This is a genomic window from Collinsella tanakaei YIT 12063 (genome assembly GCF_000225705.1).
GTDB classification, from domain to species: domain Bacteria; phylum Actinomycetota; class Coriobacteriia; order Coriobacteriales; family Coriobacteriaceae; genus Collinsella; species Collinsella tanakaei.
The window spans coordinates 296,358-313,251 of sequence record NZ_JH126469.1 but is presented as its reverse complement, the minus strand read 5'-3'; the positions used below and the strand labels follow the sequence as shown (position 1 = coordinate 313,251).

18 protein-coding genes are annotated in these 16,894 nt (G+C 61.7%); 10 read left to right on the top strand and 8 right to left on the bottom strand.

Translation table 11 applies throughout. From position 1 onward, the window contains the following. Nucleotides 1-2: 2 nt before the first annotated feature. From HMPREF9452_RS11970 to HMPREF9452_RS11325, 4 genes are read left to right on the top strand one after another with little or no spacing between them, the layout of a single operon-like run. Nucleotides 3-140: a CD1375 family protein gene (locus HMPREF9452_RS11970; protein ID WP_009141320.1), complete on the top strand. Its 138-nt coding sequence runs from the start codon at nt 3-5 to the stop codon at nt 138-140. A gap of 12 nt (nt 141-152) precedes the next feature. Continuing rightward, nucleotides 153-473, top strand: coding sequence for a hypothetical protein (locus HMPREF9452_RS06430; protein ID WP_009141319.1), 321 nt, complete (start codon nt 153-155; stop codon nt 471-473). Between the two features lie 11 nt (nt 474-484). Next, a complete protein-coding gene (locus HMPREF9452_RS06425) occupies nt 485-742 on the top strand; it encodes a phage holin (protein ID WP_009141318.1) in 258 nt (85 codons plus the stop codon). 8 nt (nt 743-750) lie between these two features. Further along, nucleotides 751-1,812 carry an S-layer homology domain-containing protein gene (locus HMPREF9452_RS11325; RefSeq protein ID WP_009141317.1) on the top strand — a complete coding sequence of 354 codons (1,062 nt, stop codon included), beginning with the start codon at nt 751-753 and terminating at the stop codon, nt 1,810-1,812. Nucleotides 1,813-2,122: 310 nt separating this feature from the next. Here the strand turns inward: HMPREF9452_RS11325 and HMPREF9452_RS11820 are convergent, their stop codons facing one another. From HMPREF9452_RS11820 to HMPREF9452_RS06380, 7 genes are all read right to left on the bottom strand, one after another. Next, nucleotides 2,123-2,290 (bottom strand): hypothetical protein, encoded by a 168-nt coding sequence (locus tag HMPREF9452_RS11820; protein WP_009141316.1) that lies wholly within the window; start codon nt 2,288-2,290, stop codon nt 2,123-2,125. 923 nt (nt 2,291-3,213) lie between these two features. Beyond that, complete coding sequence (locus HMPREF9452_RS06405) at nt 3,214-4,497, bottom strand: aminotransferase class III-fold pyridoxal phosphate-dependent enzyme (RefSeq protein WP_009141315.1); 1,284 nt, start codon at nt 4,495-4,497, stop codon at nt 3,214-3,216. Between the two features lie 12 nt (nt 4,498-4,509). Next, nucleotides 4,510-5,469, bottom strand: a complete 960-nt coding sequence (argB, locus tag HMPREF9452_RS06400; protein ID WP_009141314.1) for an acetylglutamate kinase — start codon at nt 5,467-5,469, stop codon at nt 4,510-4,512. 67 nt (nt 5,470-5,536) lie between these two features. Next, nucleotides 5,537-6,808, bottom strand: coding sequence for a bifunctional glutamate N-acetyltransferase/amino-acid acetyltransferase ArgJ (argJ, locus tag HMPREF9452_RS06395; RefSeq protein ID WP_009141313.1), 1,272 nt, complete (start codon nt 6,806-6,808; stop codon nt 5,537-5,539). 108 nt (nt 6,809-6,916) lie between these two features. Further along, nucleotides 6,917-7,993, bottom strand: a complete 1,077-nt coding sequence (gene argC / locus HMPREF9452_RS06390; RefSeq protein WP_009141312.1) for an N-acetyl-gamma-glutamyl-phosphate reductase — start codon at nt 7,991-7,993, stop codon at nt 6,917-6,919. 237 nt (nt 7,994-8,230) lie between these two features. Then, complete coding sequence (locus tag HMPREF9452_RS06385; protein WP_147568245.1) at nt 8,231-9,973, bottom strand: DUF6020 family protein; 1,743 nt, start codon at nt 9,971-9,973, stop codon at nt 8,231-8,233. A gap of 148 nt (nt 9,974-10,121) precedes the next feature. Next, nucleotides 10,122-11,336, bottom strand: coding sequence for an iron-containing alcohol dehydrogenase (locus tag HMPREF9452_RS06380; RefSeq protein ID WP_009141310.1), 1,215 nt, complete (start codon nt 11,334-11,336; stop codon nt 10,122-10,124). 217 nt (nt 11,337-11,553) lie between these two features. On the opposite strand from HMPREF9452_RS06380, the gene HMPREF9452_RS06375 reads away from it, so the two are divergent. From HMPREF9452_RS06375 to HMPREF9452_RS06355, 5 genes are all read left to right on the top strand, one after another. Then, a complete protein-coding gene (locus HMPREF9452_RS06375) occupies nt 11,554-11,982 on the top strand; it encodes a NusG domain II-containing protein (protein WP_009141309.1) in 429 nt (142 codons plus the stop codon). Nucleotides 11,983-12,073: 91 nt separating this feature from the next. Further along, nucleotides 12,074-13,153 (top strand): SirB1 family protein, encoded by a 1,080-nt coding sequence (locus HMPREF9452_RS06370; protein WP_009141308.1) that lies wholly within the window; start codon nt 12,074-12,076, stop codon nt 13,151-13,153. Further along, nucleotides 13,153-14,304 carry a hypothetical protein gene (locus tag HMPREF9452_RS06365; RefSeq protein WP_009141307.1) on the top strand — a complete coding sequence of 384 codons (1,152 nt, stop codon included), beginning with the start codon at nt 13,153-13,155 and terminating at the stop codon, nt 14,302-14,304. The genes HMPREF9452_RS06370 and HMPREF9452_RS06365 overlap by 1 nt, the downstream gene beginning before the upstream one ends. Before the next feature lie 141 nt (nt 14,305-14,445). Next, nucleotides 14,446-14,928 carry an FKBP-type peptidyl-prolyl cis-trans isomerase gene (locus tag HMPREF9452_RS06360; RefSeq protein WP_009141306.1) on the top strand — a complete coding sequence of 161 codons (483 nt, stop codon included), beginning with the start codon at nt 14,446-14,448 and terminating at the stop codon, nt 14,926-14,928. Beyond that, the gene (locus HMPREF9452_RS06355) at nt 14,921-15,712 is read left to right on the top strand and encodes a hypothetical protein (protein ID WP_009141305.1); all 792 of its coding nucleotides are present in this window, start codon (nt 14,921-14,923) and stop codon (nt 15,710-15,712) included. The genes HMPREF9452_RS06360 and HMPREF9452_RS06355 overlap by 8 nt, the downstream gene beginning before the upstream one ends. Nucleotides 15,713-15,804: 92 nt before the next feature. On the opposite strand, the gene HMPREF9452_RS06350 is transcribed toward HMPREF9452_RS06355, so the two are convergent. Next, nucleotides 15,805-16,338 carry a biotin transporter BioY gene (locus HMPREF9452_RS06350; protein WP_009141304.1) on the bottom strand — a complete coding sequence of 178 codons (534 nt, stop codon included), beginning with the start codon at nt 16,336-16,338 and terminating at the stop codon, nt 15,805-15,807. Nucleotides 16,339-16,551: 213 nt separating this feature from the next. Between HMPREF9452_RS06350 and HMPREF9452_RS11965 the strand changes: the two genes are divergently transcribed. Continuing rightward, the coding region (locus HMPREF9452_RS11965; RefSeq protein WP_009141303.1) for an IS110 family transposase at nt 16,552-16,894 on the top strand (343 nt) is incomplete at its 3' end.

Genomic DNA, 16,894 nt, shown 5'->3' with positions numbered 1-16,894 from the left:
AAATGGCGAAACTGTACTACAACCTCATCAAGGCGGGTTCTTGGACGATTGAGAAGGTCCCCGGCCTTTGGAAATCCCAGGTCGAGCAGCTTCTAGCAGCCGACGGCGAGGGCGGGTTCAAGTCCATGGAGACCGTCTAAGGCTGGTGATTTATGGATTCTCAGCCACCTGAGGTGCAAGTCAAGATGATCGAGCGCCGCGTGGAGACGCTTGAGACGCGAGTCACCACGCACGGCACCGAGATCGACAACCTGCAGGAGAAGCTCGTCCGCACCGAGGAACGCGACAAGCACCGAGACGAGCAGCTATCCAGCCTTGGCTCGAAAATCGACCGCATGGACGGCAAGATAGACCTGATAAGCATCCAGCCGGCAAAGGACAGCGCCGAGAAATGGGACAAGGCCGTCTGGATAGTGATAAGCGGCGTCATCGCCGCCGTCTTGGGCTACGTGCTCGGTAACGTAGGCGTTTAAGGAGGTATAGGATGAACGACCTTGTAGACATCCCCGATGATGTCGAGGTAAGCGATTATCCGCGCTACTGGCTTCCAGAGCCTGTCTATCAGGTGCTCAAGTGGACGGCGCTGGTGCTCATGCCGCTGGCAAGCGTGATCTACACCGCGCTCGCCGGCGTCTGGGGATGGGGCGGCGCGAACGAGATAGCGGCAACGCTGCAAATCGTCGGCGTTGCCATCGGCGTGACCATCGGCGTGAGCGAGATCAGCAGCCTGGCGCGGAGATAGGAGGAAACATGGACTTCGAGAAGCTTGAGCCGGACGTCACCAAGATCCTGACCAAGCACTTCACGAGCGGCCGCAGCGGCCGCAGGGTCGAGTTCGTCGGGATCCACTACATGGCGAGCAACGGCGACACGGACACCTGCTACGCGACGTGGCAGAGCCGCGAGGCGTCCGCCCACTACGCGGTCGCGTCACGAGGCGAGGTCGGACAGCTCGTATGGGACCGCGACACCGGGTGGGCGCTCGGCGATTTCGACGCGAACTGCCGCTCGATCAACATCGAGCACGCCAACCTGGCCGACGGCACCGTTACCGAGGCGTGCCTGGACTCCGGCGCGCACCTCGCGGCGGCGATCTGCAGGGAGTACGGGCTCGGCCGACCCCAATGGGGCGTCAACATGCAGCCCCACAAGCACTTCATGGCCACGAGCTGCCCGGGGCAGCTGTACGGGTCGCAGCGCGGGGAGTTCGAGGCGCGTGCCCAACACTGGTACGACGTGATGACCGGGGCGGCGGCGGAGCCCGAGGCCCCAGAGACGCCCCTGCCAGAGGTGCTCGCGCGCTTCGGCGACCTCGATCCCGACGCCTGGTACATCGGCGCGGTCGAGGAATGCGTGCGGGAGGGCTACCTCAAGGGCTACGGCGCCGACCGCTTCGGCCCGGACGACGCGCTCACCCGCGCCCAGGCCGTTGCCATGGTCGCCAACGCGGCGCGAGCAGACCTGTCCGACTACCTCGAGCCGTACGAGGACGTCGCCCCGAACCCCTGGTACTACGAGGCTCTGTGCTGGGCGGCGGACGAGGGCGTCGTCACCAAGGCCGACAAGTTCCGCCCGGACGACGCCGCCACGCGCGCGGAGGTCGTCGCGATGCTCCACAACTGGCGGGGCAACCCCGCGCCGAAGGGCGAGCCCGCGGGTTACCCAGACTGGAGCGAGGTCCCCGCATGGGCTCAGGAGTCCATGGCGTGGGCGGTCGAGCAGGGCGTCGTGGGCGGCGCCGGCAAGCTCATGCCAAACAAGGCGTGCACGCGCGCCGAGGCCGCCGCGATGGTGGCAAGCCTACTGAACTAGCACTTTCAGCCCCGTCTCCGCCGCCCCGGCGGAGACGGGGCATTTTTACCAAATGAAACTAAAACAAGGTCGAACTCCTTCTTATGCGAAAGAAAAGAACGTGCGGCTAAGGTCAGTGACGCCCATACCGTCGAGAACGATCATCGCCGTTTCGCCTCCGAGGTCATTCATCATTTCATGAAGGAGATGTATTATCTCGCCTTGCATGCGGGCATGCTCGTCCTTCGACAGTACCAGCTCGAGGTCGCCAAGCATGCTCGCGAATGTCACGTCGCGCCCCGGAGACACCCTGGCACAGTAGAGCCGTTCATCATGCGCGCATATATTCCGGAAATTCCAGAAATAGGGCTTTGTATCCGTTCACAACGGAGTAGTAGCCCTCGCGCTTAAGTACGCCCGCGTACGCCGGATCGACATCCATATTTCTAGATCGAAGGATTGCCATCTGCTGTTCGATGGTCTTAAAGGGTTTGTCCATTTGCACCCCTTAAACGAGAAAAGCCGCCAGTAAGGCGGCAAATCCCGAGTGCGATCGGATAAACCGGCTCCGCACCTCTTCACACCGCCTACTATAACGCCATTACATAGAATGTCAATAATACAAATTGAGCCAGCTAATAAGTATATAGAGAAACAATATAGCGCTACCAACTAATCGCCGGGCTCGCGATTGAGATAGCAAACTTGTTTGTGGAACCGAATAGAACGAGAGCAGTGCAAAACGGCGCACAATGGCGCATTTTCAAACTGAGTGAAATGTATAACGCCAGATAGGAAGCCCTTTTTATCCATGCAGCGAGTTTTCGAATCCCTCATCGCCCACCATCGATTTGTCAGCGGCGCCATGAAGGCGCCGTTTTTATTTGAAATGGCTGCTGTCGAGAGGCGCGGTGTTAAGGGGCGACCCGACTTGCGGGGGCTTCCTGACTTGCGGGGGCGTCGGGACCAAATAGCGCGTTGCCGCGAGATGCAGGATGTGCCAAATAATCGCTTAGTGCGGAGGTTGGGACAAATAGTCGCTTAGCGCGGTCCGGTCGAGAGATAGACGGGGCACCTTATGAATAACGCATTCTTATATTACGAGTTAGAGAGATTGGTCGACATCGCTCGATGTATAAAATCATCGATTCGGACCGCCTCCAATCCGCACTAACGCACTATTTGACCAAACCTCCGCACTAAGCCTTTATTTGACACCCCTCCCTTCTCGCACTAAGGCGTTTTTTGTCACAGCATGACGATGGAGCGCATGCCCCGCGCGGACAGCCCTCGTGATCGTGCGGGGACTGCAAAAAACGCGCGGCGTCCCGTAAGACGCCGCGCGATATGCGATCTAAACGTTACTCGTAAACGCTGCTTTGTCGCGAACGGCGCTTGCCGCAAACGCTACGTCAAGATACGCTACGCGAGAATCGCGGAGAGCGCATCGATAAGCGCGTCGACGTCCTGGCGTTCGCAAATTAGCGGTGGCAGGAAGCGCAGGGTGTGGGCACCCGTCGCATTGATGACGAAACCACTTGCCAGAGCAGCGCTGACCACGTCATGCGCGTCGCCGGCGGCATCGTCCAAATCGCAGCCAAGCATGAGCCCGCATCCGCGTACGTCGATCACATGGGGCAGACCAGCCAGGCGCGCGGCCATGTAATCGCCGACCTCCCGGGCATGCTTATCGTACTCGCCGCGGACAAGCTCGCACAGCACGGCGCAAGATGCCGCCACGGCCAGGGCGCTGCCACCAAACGTGGTGCCGTGGTCACCGGGGTTGAAGGCGTCGGCAACGGATGCCTTCGCCATCACCGCGCCCATGGGGACGCCGCCGGCGATGCCCTTGGCAAGACTCATGATATCCGGCTCGATGCCGTAGGTCTGGAACGCAAAGGGCTTGCCGGAACGGAAGACGCCCGTTTGGACCTCGTCCGCGATAAGCAGCGCGCCGTGGGCGTGGGCAAGGTCATGAGCCGCCTTGAAGAACTCGGGCGTCAACGGATGAACACCGCTCTCACCCTGGATGGGCTCGACCATAACGGCGCAGATCTCGCTGCCGTGCTCCTCGAAGAGCGCGGTGAGCTCGTCCACGTCGTTAGGCGTGCAGGCAAGAAAATCTTGCGGCAGCGGCTTAAAGGCATCTTGCAGGCGGTCTTGCATGGTGGCGGCGATAGTCTCCAGCGTGCGGCCGTGGAAGCTGCCGCGCAGGGCCACTATGGTGTTGCCGCCGTTGCCGGAGCGCTTGGCGTAGAGGCGGGCGAGCTTCATTGCGCCCTCGTTCGCCTCCGCGCCGGAATTGGCGAAGAACGTCTTCCATATCTGGTCGCTCTCAGTAGGCGAACCCAAGGCGACCGCGGCGGCCTCGTCGCCGGCGCGCACCGCGTCAGCGATCATCAAGGCGCCGTCCATATCGCCGGATGCCAACTTGGACAGAATCGCAGCCAGCTCGCCGCGCCGCTCGATGTAGTAGTAGTTGGAGACGTGCAGCAGGCGCTCCGCCTGACGCTGGATAGCCTCGACCAGCACGGGATGGCAGTGGCCCAGGGAGCACACGCCGATACCGGCGAGGAAGTCCTGATACTCCGTTCCGTCATCGCCCACCAACGTCATGCCATGCCCTTCGACAAACTCCACGGGCATGCGCGCGAACGTATTCATTACATAGCTGGATTCCAGAGCTTTTTGCAAACCTAGCGACATATCGCCGCCTCCTTATTCGTCCAGATTCTCCACCAAGCGCGAGGCGAAGACGCCAAGCGGATGGGGATGGGTGTCGTTCTCATATGCCGCCTCGGTCGAGTGCATCACGGTGCCCACGCCGGCGTCGGTCAAAAGCTCCAACAGCAGCGAGTGCGGCGTGGTGCCGTTGATGATATGGGCGCGGAACACGCCGCCGCGCAGCGCGTGGATGCAGCTTTGCAGCTTTGGAATCATACCGCGGTCGATTTCGCCTTTGTCCAGCATATCCTGGGTTTCCGCCAAAGTGAGGTTGGAGATGAGCGAGTCCTTGTCAGAGAAGTCCTCGTACAGGCCGTCGACATCGGTAAGGAAGATCGCCTTGTGCGCGTGAACCGCCGCGGCGATATGGCCGGCGGCGACGTCGGCGTTGATGTTGAAGAACCCGCCGTCCTCGCCCGCGGCAACCGTTGCGACCACGGGGATGTAATCGTTGGCCATGATGCTCTCAAGGTAGCCGGAGTTTACGCGTACGATGTTTCCCACGCGGCCCAAATCCGGGTCGAGCTGCTCGGCGATAATGGTGCCCGCGTCCGCACCGGACACGCCCACCGCCAGGTTGCCGTGCTGGTTGATGGCGGCGACCAGTTCCTGGTTCACCTTGCCCACCAACACCTCGCGCACAATCTCCATGGCCTCCGGCGAGGTGACGCGCTGACCGTCCTTGAACTCGACGGGAATGTCGTAGTGCTTAAGCGCCGCGTTGATGTCCGCGCCGCCGCCGTGCACGATCACCGGGTTCACGCCGATGATCTTGAGCAGGACGATGTCGCTCATCACGTCATCGCGCAGCTTGGAATCGACCATGGCCGCCCCGCCGTACTTGATAACAATGGTCTTGCCGGTTAGGTTTTTAATCCACGGCAGCGCCTCAAACAGCAGCTGCGCAGTCTTTTCATGCGATATTCCGGGACGAGAATCCCTTGCGTACTTCATAGCTCTCCCCTTACGAGCGTCGCCCATCGTGCGAACCGGGGTCCCTGACGGACCCGCAGGCCCAGGCCTACGTGCGGTAGTCTCCGTTGATGGTGACGTAGTCATGGGTGAGGTCGCAGGTCCATACCGTGGTGGTATGCTCGCCCGCGCCCAAATCGCACGAAATCACGATCTCGGGCGCCTCGAAGCGTCGCAGCGCCTCGTCCTCATCAAACGCAACGGTAAGGCCTCCGCGGCATACGGGCATGCCCATGATATCGATTGAGACATCCTCTTGGTTAAAGACGACGCCGCACTTACCCAATGCCATGGCGATGCGGCCCCAGTTGCAGTCATGGCCGGCGATGGCGGTCTTGACCAGCGGCGAGTTGGCCACGGCGCGCGCCGCCGTGTCGGCATCCTCGTCCGTTGCGGCGCCGGTCACGTTGACGGTCACCAGTCGCGACGCGCCCTCGCCGTCGGACGCGATGGTGCGGGCGAGCGTCTCGCACACCTCGTGCACGGCATAGAGCAACTCGTTGTAGGCATCGCTGCCTTCCTCGATGGGGGCGGCGTCCGCGCCGGCGGCACCGGAGGCGAGCATGATGCAGGTATCGTTGGTCGAGGAATCCGAGTCGACGGTCACCTTGTTGAAGGTCACGTCCACCGTCTGCTTCAAGATCGAATGCAGCACTCGCGGCTCCACCGGGGCGTCGGTGGTGATCACGGCGATCATGGTCGCCATGTTGGGCATGATCATGCCGGAGCCCTTGCACATACCGCCTACGGTAAAGGTGCAGTCGGCATACTGCAGCGTCTGGCTGGTATAGGAAATCGCATATTCCTTGGAATGCGTGTCCGTGGTCATGATTGCGCGCGCTGCGTCCGCACCGCCGGAAACGCAGAGCGCATCGATCGCCGCGGGCAGCCCCGTCTCGAACAACTCGATGCCCAGCGTCTGGCCAATCACGCCGGTAGAGGCAACCAGCACCTGTTCGCTCTCGCAGCCCAAGATCTGCGAGGCTATCTCGCACGTCTCGGCAGCGACCGCGCGACCCTGCTCGCCCGTAGCGGCGTTGGCGTTGCCGGAGTTGATGACAATGCCCTTTACCAGACCGTAGCCCTTTTCCGCACCGCCCAGGTTCTGGCGGCTCACCTGCACGGGCGCCGCGCAGAAGCGGTTGGTGGTGAAGACGCCCGCGCACGAGGCGAGCTCGTCAGCCGTCACGCAGGCCATATCGAGGCGCTGCGGGTTCTTGCGAAAGCCCGCATGGATGCCCGCGGCCTTAAAGCCCTTGGGACTGGTAACGCCTCCCGCCGGCACGGTGCGAATGCATGTTTCAAAGTGGTCGATATTCATAATCAGCTGTCTCCCCACAAGAACCGCCCACGCGAAGACGGGCGGTGGTTCGTTGTTCTCAGTGTAGCCGTTGGCCGCGACACATCGCGGCGCAAGCTCGCCCGCTGGCTAAACGGGCATCGCGACCATGGGGAGTCCTCGTCGCTGGTCCCAGCCGTACACAATATTCGCGCACTGTACCGCTTGGCCGGCGGCGCCCTTGCACAGGTTGTCGATGGCGGCGACCGCTACAAGCACGCCCGCACGCCGGTTGAGCGCAAGGCCGATATGGCATCCGCAGGTTCCAACCACGCTCGAGGTCTTGGGCATCTGCCCCGCATCGAGCACGCGCACCATAGGTGAATCCTTGTAAAACTCGCGATACGCGGCCACAACCTCATCCGCATTCAACCCGTCATCGCCCGCAAAGTCCGCAGCGAGCGGCAGCGTGACGGTGGAAAGCAGGCCGCGCTTAAGCGGAGCCAGATGCGGGGTAAACACCACGCGGTCCTTCGCGTCCAGAATCTGTTCGATCTCAGGCGTATGACGATGCTTGCCCACGCCGTAGGCCTCCAGGTTCTCGTCCGCGCTGCAGAAGTGCGTGCGCTGGTTGGCGCCCTTGCCGGCGCCGGTCACACCGGAAATGGCATCGACCACAATGGCGCCGGCATCGGCAACCCAGCCCTGCTTGATAGCCGGCAGCGCGGCCAGCGACGTAGCGGTGGGATAGCAGCCCGCGCATGCAACCAGCACGGGGTCGCCCGCAGCATGTGTCGCGGCAGCGCTTGCAAGATCGCCCGCAAACAGCTCGGGTAGGCCAAAGGCGCGCGTTTCAAGCAATTCGGGCGATGTGTGCTCGATGTCGTACCACGCCTGGTACACACCGGCGTCCTTAAGGCGATAGTCCGCGGACAGGTCGAATACGGAGACGCCGTGCTCAAGCAGCTTAGGCACCACCGCCATGGCAGCTGTATGCGGGACCGCCAAGAACACGGCATCCAAATCAAGCAGGATCGGGTCATCATGCGTGGTAAACGCCAGATCCGTGGCGCCGGCAAAGGCGGGGTATACATCGGCGAGCGCAACGCCGGCGTCCGCGTTGGACGTCACGGCAGCAAGCTCCATATCGGGGTGGCCAAGCACCAATCGCACCAGCTCTGCCCCCGCGTAACCGGCAGCCCCCATAACGCCAACTTGAATACCCATCGTCTTTCGCCCTCCCGACGCTAACGTCTCCCTATCGCCCGGCGCGCCCGCAGCCCCATCCTTTTGGCAGCCATCGGACACGCCTTGTATGCACTAAATCGCATGCAACGCGCTTGAATATTTAGTAGTTCGAGAGATTAGCACTCTAATACCTGATTGGACGCAAATTTAATGACTGTTAATACAGATTCACATTTGGACGAGGAAAGGCTTGGGGTCCCTCCCGGGTTAAACCCGCTAGCAGGGCACACCGGCACTCACGACGCTATCGTCCACGGCTTCATCGTCCACGCCCTCATGCCCTACCTTTGCCTTTGATGCGACGCCGGCCGCACAGAAACATAGAAGAACGGGGGCGGTGTAAATCATGGGCAGCGCGTAGCGCGTATCGTACATGGGCGACATCAGCACCGCCCCCACGGTGAGGGCCACGGGGATAAACAACGGGATCCAGCGAGGCGACCTTCTCACGCATACCCAAAGACACAATGCGGGAATCCAAATCGCGTAGAGCGCGCTCATCATGAGCACGTTGATGACGGGAGTCTCAGTCGCCGCCTCGAACACCTCCGTTGCCGCCTGGCGCATGCCCCTTAGGTTGGCGGGACGGGTCAGCAGCTCTGTTCCGCCGCGCTGCTTATCCCACAGCGCGTCTTTGAGCTGCGCCGCACCCTTGGGCGATACAAACCCTGCAATGGGTGCAACCAGGGCTTCAAAATAGACCTGCGGGTCATCCATCCCCTGCTGGGCCCACACGGCAAAATACGCATCCCATGCCTTTTGGGTCGCGTTGTATACATACTTGTACTTCACGGGGTCCGCCCATGCGGGCTCGTAGCGCTCCGCGAGCGTGTCATAGCGAAGCACGTCATCGATGGCCTCGCGCTGGTCCTCGTCGATCTCGTCCCCATGCTCGACCACGTAGCGCGCGGTCTGCTGAAATATAGGGCCCAGCATCTCCTGCTTGCCGCCCGGCGCCACGTCGAGCGCGGGAAACACCGCCTGGGGCAGCACAACCCACATCACGCCGCCCACGGCAAGGGCCTGCATGCCAAGCCTCCACCACGCGCGCCAATAGATAAGGGCCAAAGCTGCCAAGGTTGGCACGACCACGTACACGCCCGTCTTCTTAGTCAGCGCGCACAGAACTCCGAAGACCAGCAAGACGATGAAGAACCCCGGCGAGCGCGCAAGCGCCCCCTTGCTATTAACCAAACGCGCGATAAGGGTGAACCATAGAAGATAGATGGGCGAGAAGATGGAGTCCTTCATGTTGAGCGACGCATAGTGCCCAAACACGGGAACCAAGCCCACCAAGATAAAGACCACGGCGCAAAGCGTCCGCGGCGCGCCCATATCGCGCGCCGTTGCCAAGGCGTACGAAAAGCAGATCGCCGTTACAAGCGACTGCACCGTGGCGAGCGTGAACAGGCCGGTATTCCATGATCCCGTCTGCGCCTCGCTTGTCTGCGCGGCGAAGCCGTAGATCAGCGTATCGAGAATGGGATGATGATCGGAGAAGTGTGCGTCAAGCTCTACCCCGGGCACATTCCACACGCCAAAATACACCGAGCTATCCTCTGGATAGGACTGGCATATCTGGTAATACGTGTCGTAGAGCATAGAACCCGGGCAAAACGCCACAAGCCAAAAACTCCACAGCGCAAAGAGCACCAGGGCATGGGCAATCACGCTTTTAACGCTAAGCTGGGGCGCCAGGATATCGAGCAGGCGCGGAAAGCGATCGCGATGGCGACAGAGACGGCGCAGCGCCCATTCGCAAAGAAGGATGATTGCCGCTATGGCAAACGTCAACGCGCCGGCATTGGTAAAGAGCTCTGCGGGCTGGGCTCGCACCCACCCGGTATCGAACATAGAAGTGCCATACACAAGCAAAACCGCAACGGGCCAGGAGATTGCAAGAAGCAAAAGCACGTGGGCGACCGCGAGGACAACACCCATAACATCTTTTCTTGCCACCTGCATCCCCCGCATCATCGTCCGCATGACCTAGCAAGCCATAATAAGGCACCAGCCCCATGAACGCGACGCATATGCGGTTGAACGCAAAAAGAAGGGCCAGGCAGCTTCTTGCCACCTGGCCCCTCGCAATCATCTGCAAGATGAATTAGAACTCAACCGGGGTGTCGTTGTAGACGCACTCCAGCAGCTGCTCCATCTCCTCCTGAGAGGGCTGGCGCGGGTTGGAGCCGGTGCAGGCGTCCAGGATGGCGTTCGCGGCGACGTCGTGCTTCTTGGCCTCGAACTCCTCGTAGTCGATGATGGACTCGTCGGCCTTCACGCCGCCCTTGCCGTAGTTCTTGATGCCCTGCGGGATGTCCAGAGCGTCGTTGAGGTCGCGGATCTTCTGGACCAGAGCGGCAACCAGCTCGTCCTCGGTCTCGCCCTCAAGATGCAGGATGTCCTTGGCGATGAAGGCGTAACGGCTCTTGGCGCGCTCGTCCTTGGCGTTGAACTGGATGACCTTGCCCAAATACATGGCGTTGGCGCAGCCGTGGATGATGTGGTCGCCGGTAAATGCGGCGCCGGTCTTGTGGGCCATGGAGTGGACGATGCCCAGCAGGCCGGACGAGAAGGCGATGCCGGCGATGCACTGGGCGTCGTGCATATGGGCGCGCGCCTCATGGTCGCCCTGATAGGACTTGGGCAGCCACTCGACGATCTCGCGGATGGCATGCAGGGCGTTGCCGTCGGTGTACATGGAGCCGGCGGTGGAGACGTACGCCTCGATGGCGTGGGTCAGGGCATCCATGCCGGTGTGGGCGCACAGCTTGGCGGGCATGGTGTAGGTGAGCTCGGGGTCGACGATGGCGACATCAGGGGTGATGTTGAAGTCTGCCAGCGGGTACTTGATGCCCTTCTCGTAGTCGGTGATGACGGAGAATGCGGTGACCTCGGTAGCGGTGCCGGACGTAGAGGCGATGGCGCAGAACTTGGCCTTGGTGCGGAGCTCCGGGAAGGAGAAGGGCACGACGGCCTGCTCGAAGGTCTCCTCGGGATACTCGTAGAACAGCCACATGGCCTTAGCGGCGTCGATGGGCGAGCCGCCGCCGATGCCGATGATCCAGTCGGGCTGGAAGTCCTCCATGGCCTTGGCACCCTTCATGACGGTGTCAACGGAAGGATCGGACTCGACGCCCTCGAAGATCTCTACCTCGAAGCCGGCCTCCTTGAGGTCCGCCTCGACGTCCTGCAGGAAGCCGCCGCGGCGCATGGAGCCGCCACCGGTGACGATCATGGCGCGGGAGCCCTTGAGGTTCTTCACCTCATGACGAGCGCCCTCACCAAAATACAGGTCGCGAGGATTGGTAAAACGTCCCATAGGATTGCCTCCACTCTACAGATCCAGGCGTGGATCTGCCCAAAATAACGGGGCACCCAAACGGCCCCGTTGCTTCCCGGGGGTCGTGCATGCGATCTGCACGGCTCAACGTTATTTTACCGTCCTGCTATTTTTTCATTCCATATAATTAGGTGAACATGCTTCATCTTTCGCGAACAATCGCGCGCTCACACCACGTACCTGCGAGGTCTTTCCCATGGGCAAAACCCTTAAAACCGGTGACCGAATTCTGCTTGCTATTCTCGCCGTAACGGTCATAATATGCGCTCTCGCGTTCGGCGCGCGCACCCTTGGAGGACGGGACGGCCAGCAGTCCCAAAGAGGCTCCGGCGCCATGGTGGTCTGCCAAACCAAAAGCGGTTTCTACCGCGCCGACCCGCTCTCGTCCAACGCCGAATACACGGTCGACACCACCGCCGACGCCATAAAGAGCAGCGCCGAGGACGGCAAGAACACCATCCGTATAAAAAACGGTGAAGTCGACGTGATCTCGTCCAACTGCTCCAACCAAGTCTGCGTCAACCACGATCCCATTAGCCGGGCGGGCGAGCAGATTGTCTGCCTGCCGCATGGTTTGGTAGTCGAAATTGTGCAGGACGAGGACATGGCCTCCAAACTGGTGTAGATGCGCGGGTTTTTAGGGCCTTCACGCACCTTGCACGCCGGTAAACAACGTTACACTGTTGCAATTACCAGCTATTAGAAAGGAGGCGCCCGTGTCATTCGATCCCATACAGGAAGACTGCCTGCGCCTCATACTCCAAGACATGCGCCGCAAGCGCGTCTTTCCCCTTGAGAACCCCGCGTTCATCGAACGCGACATGGACGTATACAGCCAAGACCCCGCACGCCTCATTAAAACGGACGAGGACCGCTCGTTTCATCTAACTACGCGCGCCGCCGAGATGGTCGATTACCGCATTCCCTTCGTAACGGACGAGGCGGAAATCGATCGCATGAGCGACGAGGCCGAGGGCATGTTGCGCGAGGCGGCGGAGCTCGACCCTTCCAACTGGGACGCCCGGCGCATGCTGAGCGCCCTGGTTGCGCAATCAAACGACGAGTACGTGAGCTACCTGCTCGACGCGCGTGAAGAGGTCGAGCATGATTGCGCCCTTATGGTCGCCTCCGCCCAAGACCCCTACAGCCGCGAGTTCGCCGCGGGCATAGGGCGCAACCCGTACCTGCGCTGGCTGGCGGCCATCTCATCCCAGGCGCTTATCTGCGGGCAATACCGTCTTGCTTTGCGCGCGGCGGAAGAGAGCCTCTCCTACGCCCCGGACGACCCCGGCGATGTCCGGCACACCGGCATGTTCGCCCTGGCAAAACTCGAGGCAACCCGCAAAGAGCTCGCCGACTACCGCCGCCGCCACGCGGTAAGCTACGCGCTGCCCTCTCCCCGCAACCGTCGCTCCCACCCCGCTGAGAAGGACCTGGACCCCTGGTCTCTTTTAGCGCAGATGAGCGTCGCGTACCGCGAGCTTGACTATGACGGCGCCTCGCGCCTGCTGCGGCTACTGCTCAAGCGAAGCCCCCATGCAGCGCACGCCCTGTTCTACCAAGCGGAGTTCCCGGAGGGCGTGTTTGGCCGCGTCAACGTGATGCCCGGCAGCGAGGACGAACTGGTGCTGGCCATCAGCGAGGCCACGCCGCTGCTCCAAGAGGGCATGGGGGCACCGGAGGCTTCCTCGTTCTCTACATGGATCTCGCAAAACGATGCCGTTCAAGACGCGCTTGACCAACAGGACGCTCAGCTTGCGCCCCATTTTGGCGGCGCCACCGGGGGTGAGAACTAATGGAGCCCTCCCTGTATGTTCCCGCATTTCTGGCCCGCACCTACGCCCGCGAGCATCCAGACCTAACGCCCGCGGCAATTGAGCTGGTGCGCGATGAAATTGCCCTGCACCCCGAGACCTATGCCACAGAGGTCCATGCGCAGGCATGCCTGTCTTACGCTCGCGTCCATGCCAACCTGCATTCCGGCCTCTCGCGCATGGAAGAGTTGTCGGACGAGGAGTATGAGAGCCAGCGCTCCCGGTTGTTTGAGCAAACGCGCCTGAACCTTTTCAAAATCGCCAAAACGGATCCCACCTGCATCGATGCGCGCTTGGTCGACATCCTGCTCGCCAACGTGCCCTTGGATGACTGCATCAACGACCTTATGCGCCTCGAGCTAGAGGCACGCGGCACCCTTGAAGAAAGCGGACGAGGGTTCTTATCCACAGCCCCCATGTTTTGGAGCGACGCCGCCCTTGATGCCGCGCAGAACGACCCCCTACTCTCCACCGTTGGCAACAACCTGCTGCTAGCTGCAAACTCTGCGCCCGGTTTCTCGGGCGCGCCCAACCACGCAGCCGAATCCGCAGCCAATGCAGACGACCGCGCGCTTGCCGCAGCCTACCTCACCGGCACCGACCCCGAGGTGGTTGGATGGCTGCACACCGTTGAATGCCTTGCGCAGGGCTGCATGGTGACCGCACGCTACAAGGCTGCCGCCCGCTATGCCCGCATAATTATGCGCACGCAGGGCTACCCCAACTTTGCCGTGGGCACCCTTATGCTCGCACTCGCCCGCCTTGAGGACGAGGAAGGGTTCTTTGCCGCCGCGCAGTCAAACCCTGCCGCCGCCTTGCAAGACTCGCCCTGGTACCTGCTAGGGCGCGCTTTGCTGCTCTACAAGCTGGGCCGCCGCAAAAATGCCCGCCGTGCGCTCAAGGATTTTGCCTTCCGCTGCGAAGGCGGTGCGTTCTTCTTACTAAACCCCACGTACCTCGCACCGTACCTGCCGGTGCGCCCGCCCGTTAAAGAAGCATGGAACCTCACGCACCAAGCCGTTTGGGAGGCTGATGGCATCATTGCGGACACGCCGGACTTCACCGGTTGGGCCATGTCTATCGACGGCATCCAAGAGGAATCCGAGACCTTCGCGCGCCGCTACGGCTTCTAAGCGCCTTTCCGGTCCCACGCGCCCCACGCAAGCGGACGCCTCTCACATATGGTTGCGCACGCGGGGCGCAAGCGGCTACAGTACTAGGGTGGGCGTGCACGCGCCCCCAGCACCGTTATTCGCAATTGAAAGGGTCTTGCATTGTCAGACTTCTCTCTTAAGCACAAGGTTTGCGTCCACTACACCGGCAGCTTCGACGATGGCGAGGTGTTCGACACCACGCGCGGTCGCACGCCGCTTACCTATATAGAGGGCAACCATGAGGTTGTTCCCGGGTTTGAGATGGCCGTGCTCTCCATGAAGCCGGGCGAGACCAAAAAGGTCCACCTTGAACCGCGCGACGCATATGGCGAGCGTCGCATGGAGCTGCTATACCAAATGCCCACCATCGAGATCCCCAACTACGACGACCTTGTTGTGGGCGAGATGATCTACCTAATGAACGAGACAGGCCACCAGCAGCTAGCCCGCGTGGTCAAGGTTGAGGACGACGGCATGACCGTGTTTGACTTCAATCACCCCATGGCAGGCTGCAGCCTCAACTTTGAGCTTGAGCTCTTGAGCCGCGAGCCGTATAACCCCGACGACGCCGCATCCCAGGACGAGGGTGCCTCCCATGCATAAGGTCGAACGCGGCGTATCGTGCGCGGGCTGCCCGCATCGCGCCGCCTACATCGCCTGCAAGGAAGCCCTTGGTCGAGGCAAGAACAAGGTGATCTGCGGTAACGCCGGTTGCGCCGCGACGGGATACATGCACCCGGCGGCAACCACCTGCACCGGCGGCGAAGACGCCTTGCTGCCCCGCTACAAGCAAGAGGTTCCCAGTGGCGGCGCCGTAGACCAACCCGCCGTCGAGGCTTGCATCCATTTCGCCCTGGATACCGAGGTTGCCGCGGACGATGCGCCCCGACGCTTCGCCGGGCTTGCCGCGGAGGGCGCCGTCACGATCCTCGCTGTTATGGTTTCCAGCCGCGCCTTCCTTGGCGCAGAGGCCATCGAGGGGTTGTGCCAGCATATAGTCGAAGACCTTCGCATCGATGACGTGGTCGCCGTCGATCCGCTCGACACGCTGGCCTGCACCGATATCTTGCGCGACATGCTCGCGCGCCCCGGCGTCCACGCCGTCGCCTTCTGCTCGCCCTGCGTCCAGCTGCAAGGCGACCGCGCTCCCGAGCCGGTGGATATCGACCGCATCGCCTGCGTGGGCTGCCACCGCTGCAAGCAGATTACCGGGTGTCCCGCCCTTGTCTTTGCTCCGCCCGCTTATACCGTCGATGCGGACGCCTGCGCCGGATGCGACCTGTGCACCTCGTTTTGCCGCACGCACGTGATTTATTCGCCCCGCGTTCGTATCGCCCCGGCAGAGCGCTGCGAGATGCGCTATCAAGCCGCAACCAGCCATTCGTAGGCATTGCCGCGGTCCTCATCATCCAACCAACCGCGCCCCGCTGGACTTCAACAATCCAACGGGGCGCTTTGCATATCGCTCTTATGCAAAATCTAAGCAGCCATCGCTCGAGACTTTTCGACCACGCAACCAATGCGTGCCCCCACGGCAAGCTTGATGGCGTCGGGAACAATAAAGGGGATCACCGCAAGCGTCAGCGCCGGCGCCACGTCCAGCTGGGCGACAATCATCAATTGCACCGTACCGCATGCATAGGCAACAAGCAGCATCGCGACATCAGCGATAAGAACCCCGGCAAAACGCGAGACCTTGCCCGCAAGCGCCTTGGCAAGCGCGCCCGCTACCGCGGTGCCCAGCAAAAAGCCCCACAGAAAGCCGCCCGTAGGGCCAACAATAGAAGCGATGCCGCTGCCAAAACCGGCAAACACCGGCAAGCCCAGCGTTCCAAGCAACAGGTACACCCCCACCGCCGCGCACGCGGTAGCACCGTCGAGCACCGCCGGCAACAGCGCCAACGCCATTGTCTGCAAGGTAAAGGGGACGGGACCTAGCGGAATACTCACCCAGGAAGCAACGGTAAGAAGCGCGACGAATACGCCGGCGCGCGCAATCTGACGAACGTTCATTGTGGAGAATGCCCCCTTCAATTCTTATAAAGTCTCTAGTCCACCTGCATGGCAAGCATGCTGCAATACGTCCTGAAAAGCCGCCTCTAATTACGAGACGATATGAGTTGAACATTGGGAGCCCCTCCCCTTGCAGCTCTATCGTGGGTCGGGCGACAATGGTCGTAGCGCCAACCGTGGCCGCGCGCCACATGCGACGGAGAGGGGCCCGCCATGTCCAATTATGTCACAGCCATCGGTCTCGACGTCCACGCGAGGAGCATCTCCGCATGCGCCTTCGACCCCATGACCGGCGAGGTGTCCCGCGCAAGGTTCGGATACGACCCCGCGTCGGTCGCCGAGTGGGCACTGGGGTTCGAGTCGCCCAAGGCGGTGTACGAGAGCGGCCCGACCGGCTTCCACCTCTGCCGCGCCCTGAGGGCGCTCGGCGTCGACTGCGCCCGTAGGCGCCGTTCCAAGATGCACCGGCCGGCCGCCGACCGCGGGCGCAAGAACGACCGGCGCGACGCCGAGTGGCTCGCCAGGCTCCTCGCCTGCCGCAACGTCGTCGAGGTGT

Coding starts and splice junctions, on each gene's coding strand:
- HMPREF9452_RS11970 (WP_009141320.1), top strand. CDS start 3: ATGGCGAAACTGTACTACAACCTCATCAAGGCGGGTTCTTGGACGATT.
- HMPREF9452_RS06430 (WP_009141319.1), top strand. CDS start 153: ATGGATTCTCAGCCACCTGAGGTGCAAGTCAAGATGATCGAGCGCCGC.
- HMPREF9452_RS06425 (WP_009141318.1), top strand. CDS start 485: ATGAACGACCTTGTAGACATCCCCGATGATGTCGAGGTAAGCGATTAT.
- HMPREF9452_RS11325 (WP_009141317.1), top strand. CDS start 751: ATGGACTTCGAGAAGCTTGAGCCGGACGTCACCAAGATCCTGACCAAG.
- HMPREF9452_RS11820 (WP_009141316.1), bottom strand. CDS start 2,290: ATGGACAAACCCTTTAAGACCATCGAACAGCAGATGGCAATCCTTCGA.
- HMPREF9452_RS06405 (WP_009141315.1), bottom strand. CDS start 4,497: ATGTCGCTAGGTTTGCAAAAAGCTCTGGAATCCAGCTATGTAATGAAT.
- argB (WP_009141314.1), bottom strand. CDS start 5,469: ATGAAGTACGCAAGGGATTCTCGTCCCGGAATATCGCATGAAAAGACT.
- argJ (WP_009141313.1), bottom strand. CDS start 6,808: ATGAATATCGACCACTTTGAAACATGCATTCGCACCGTGCCGGCGGGA.
- argC (WP_009141312.1), bottom strand. CDS start 7,993: ATGGGTATTCAAGTTGGCGTTATGGGGGCTGCCGGTTACGCGGGGGCA.
- HMPREF9452_RS06380 (WP_009141310.1), bottom strand. CDS start 11,336: ATGGGACGTTTTACCAATCCTCGCGACCTGTATTTTGGTGAGGGCGCT.
- HMPREF9452_RS06375 (WP_009141309.1), top strand. CDS start 11,554: ATGGGCAAAACCCTTAAAACCGGTGACCGAATTCTGCTTGCTATTCTC.
- HMPREF9452_RS06365 (WP_009141307.1), top strand. CDS start 13,153: ATGGAGCCCTCCCTGTATGTTCCCGCATTTCTGGCCCGCACCTACGCC.
- HMPREF9452_RS06355 (WP_009141305.1), top strand. CDS start 14,921: ATGCATAAGGTCGAACGCGGCGTATCGTGCGCGGGCTGCCCGCATCGC.
- HMPREF9452_RS06350 (WP_009141304.1), bottom strand. CDS start 16,338: ATGAACGTTCGTCAGATTGCGCGCGCCGGCGTATTCGTCGCGCTTCTT.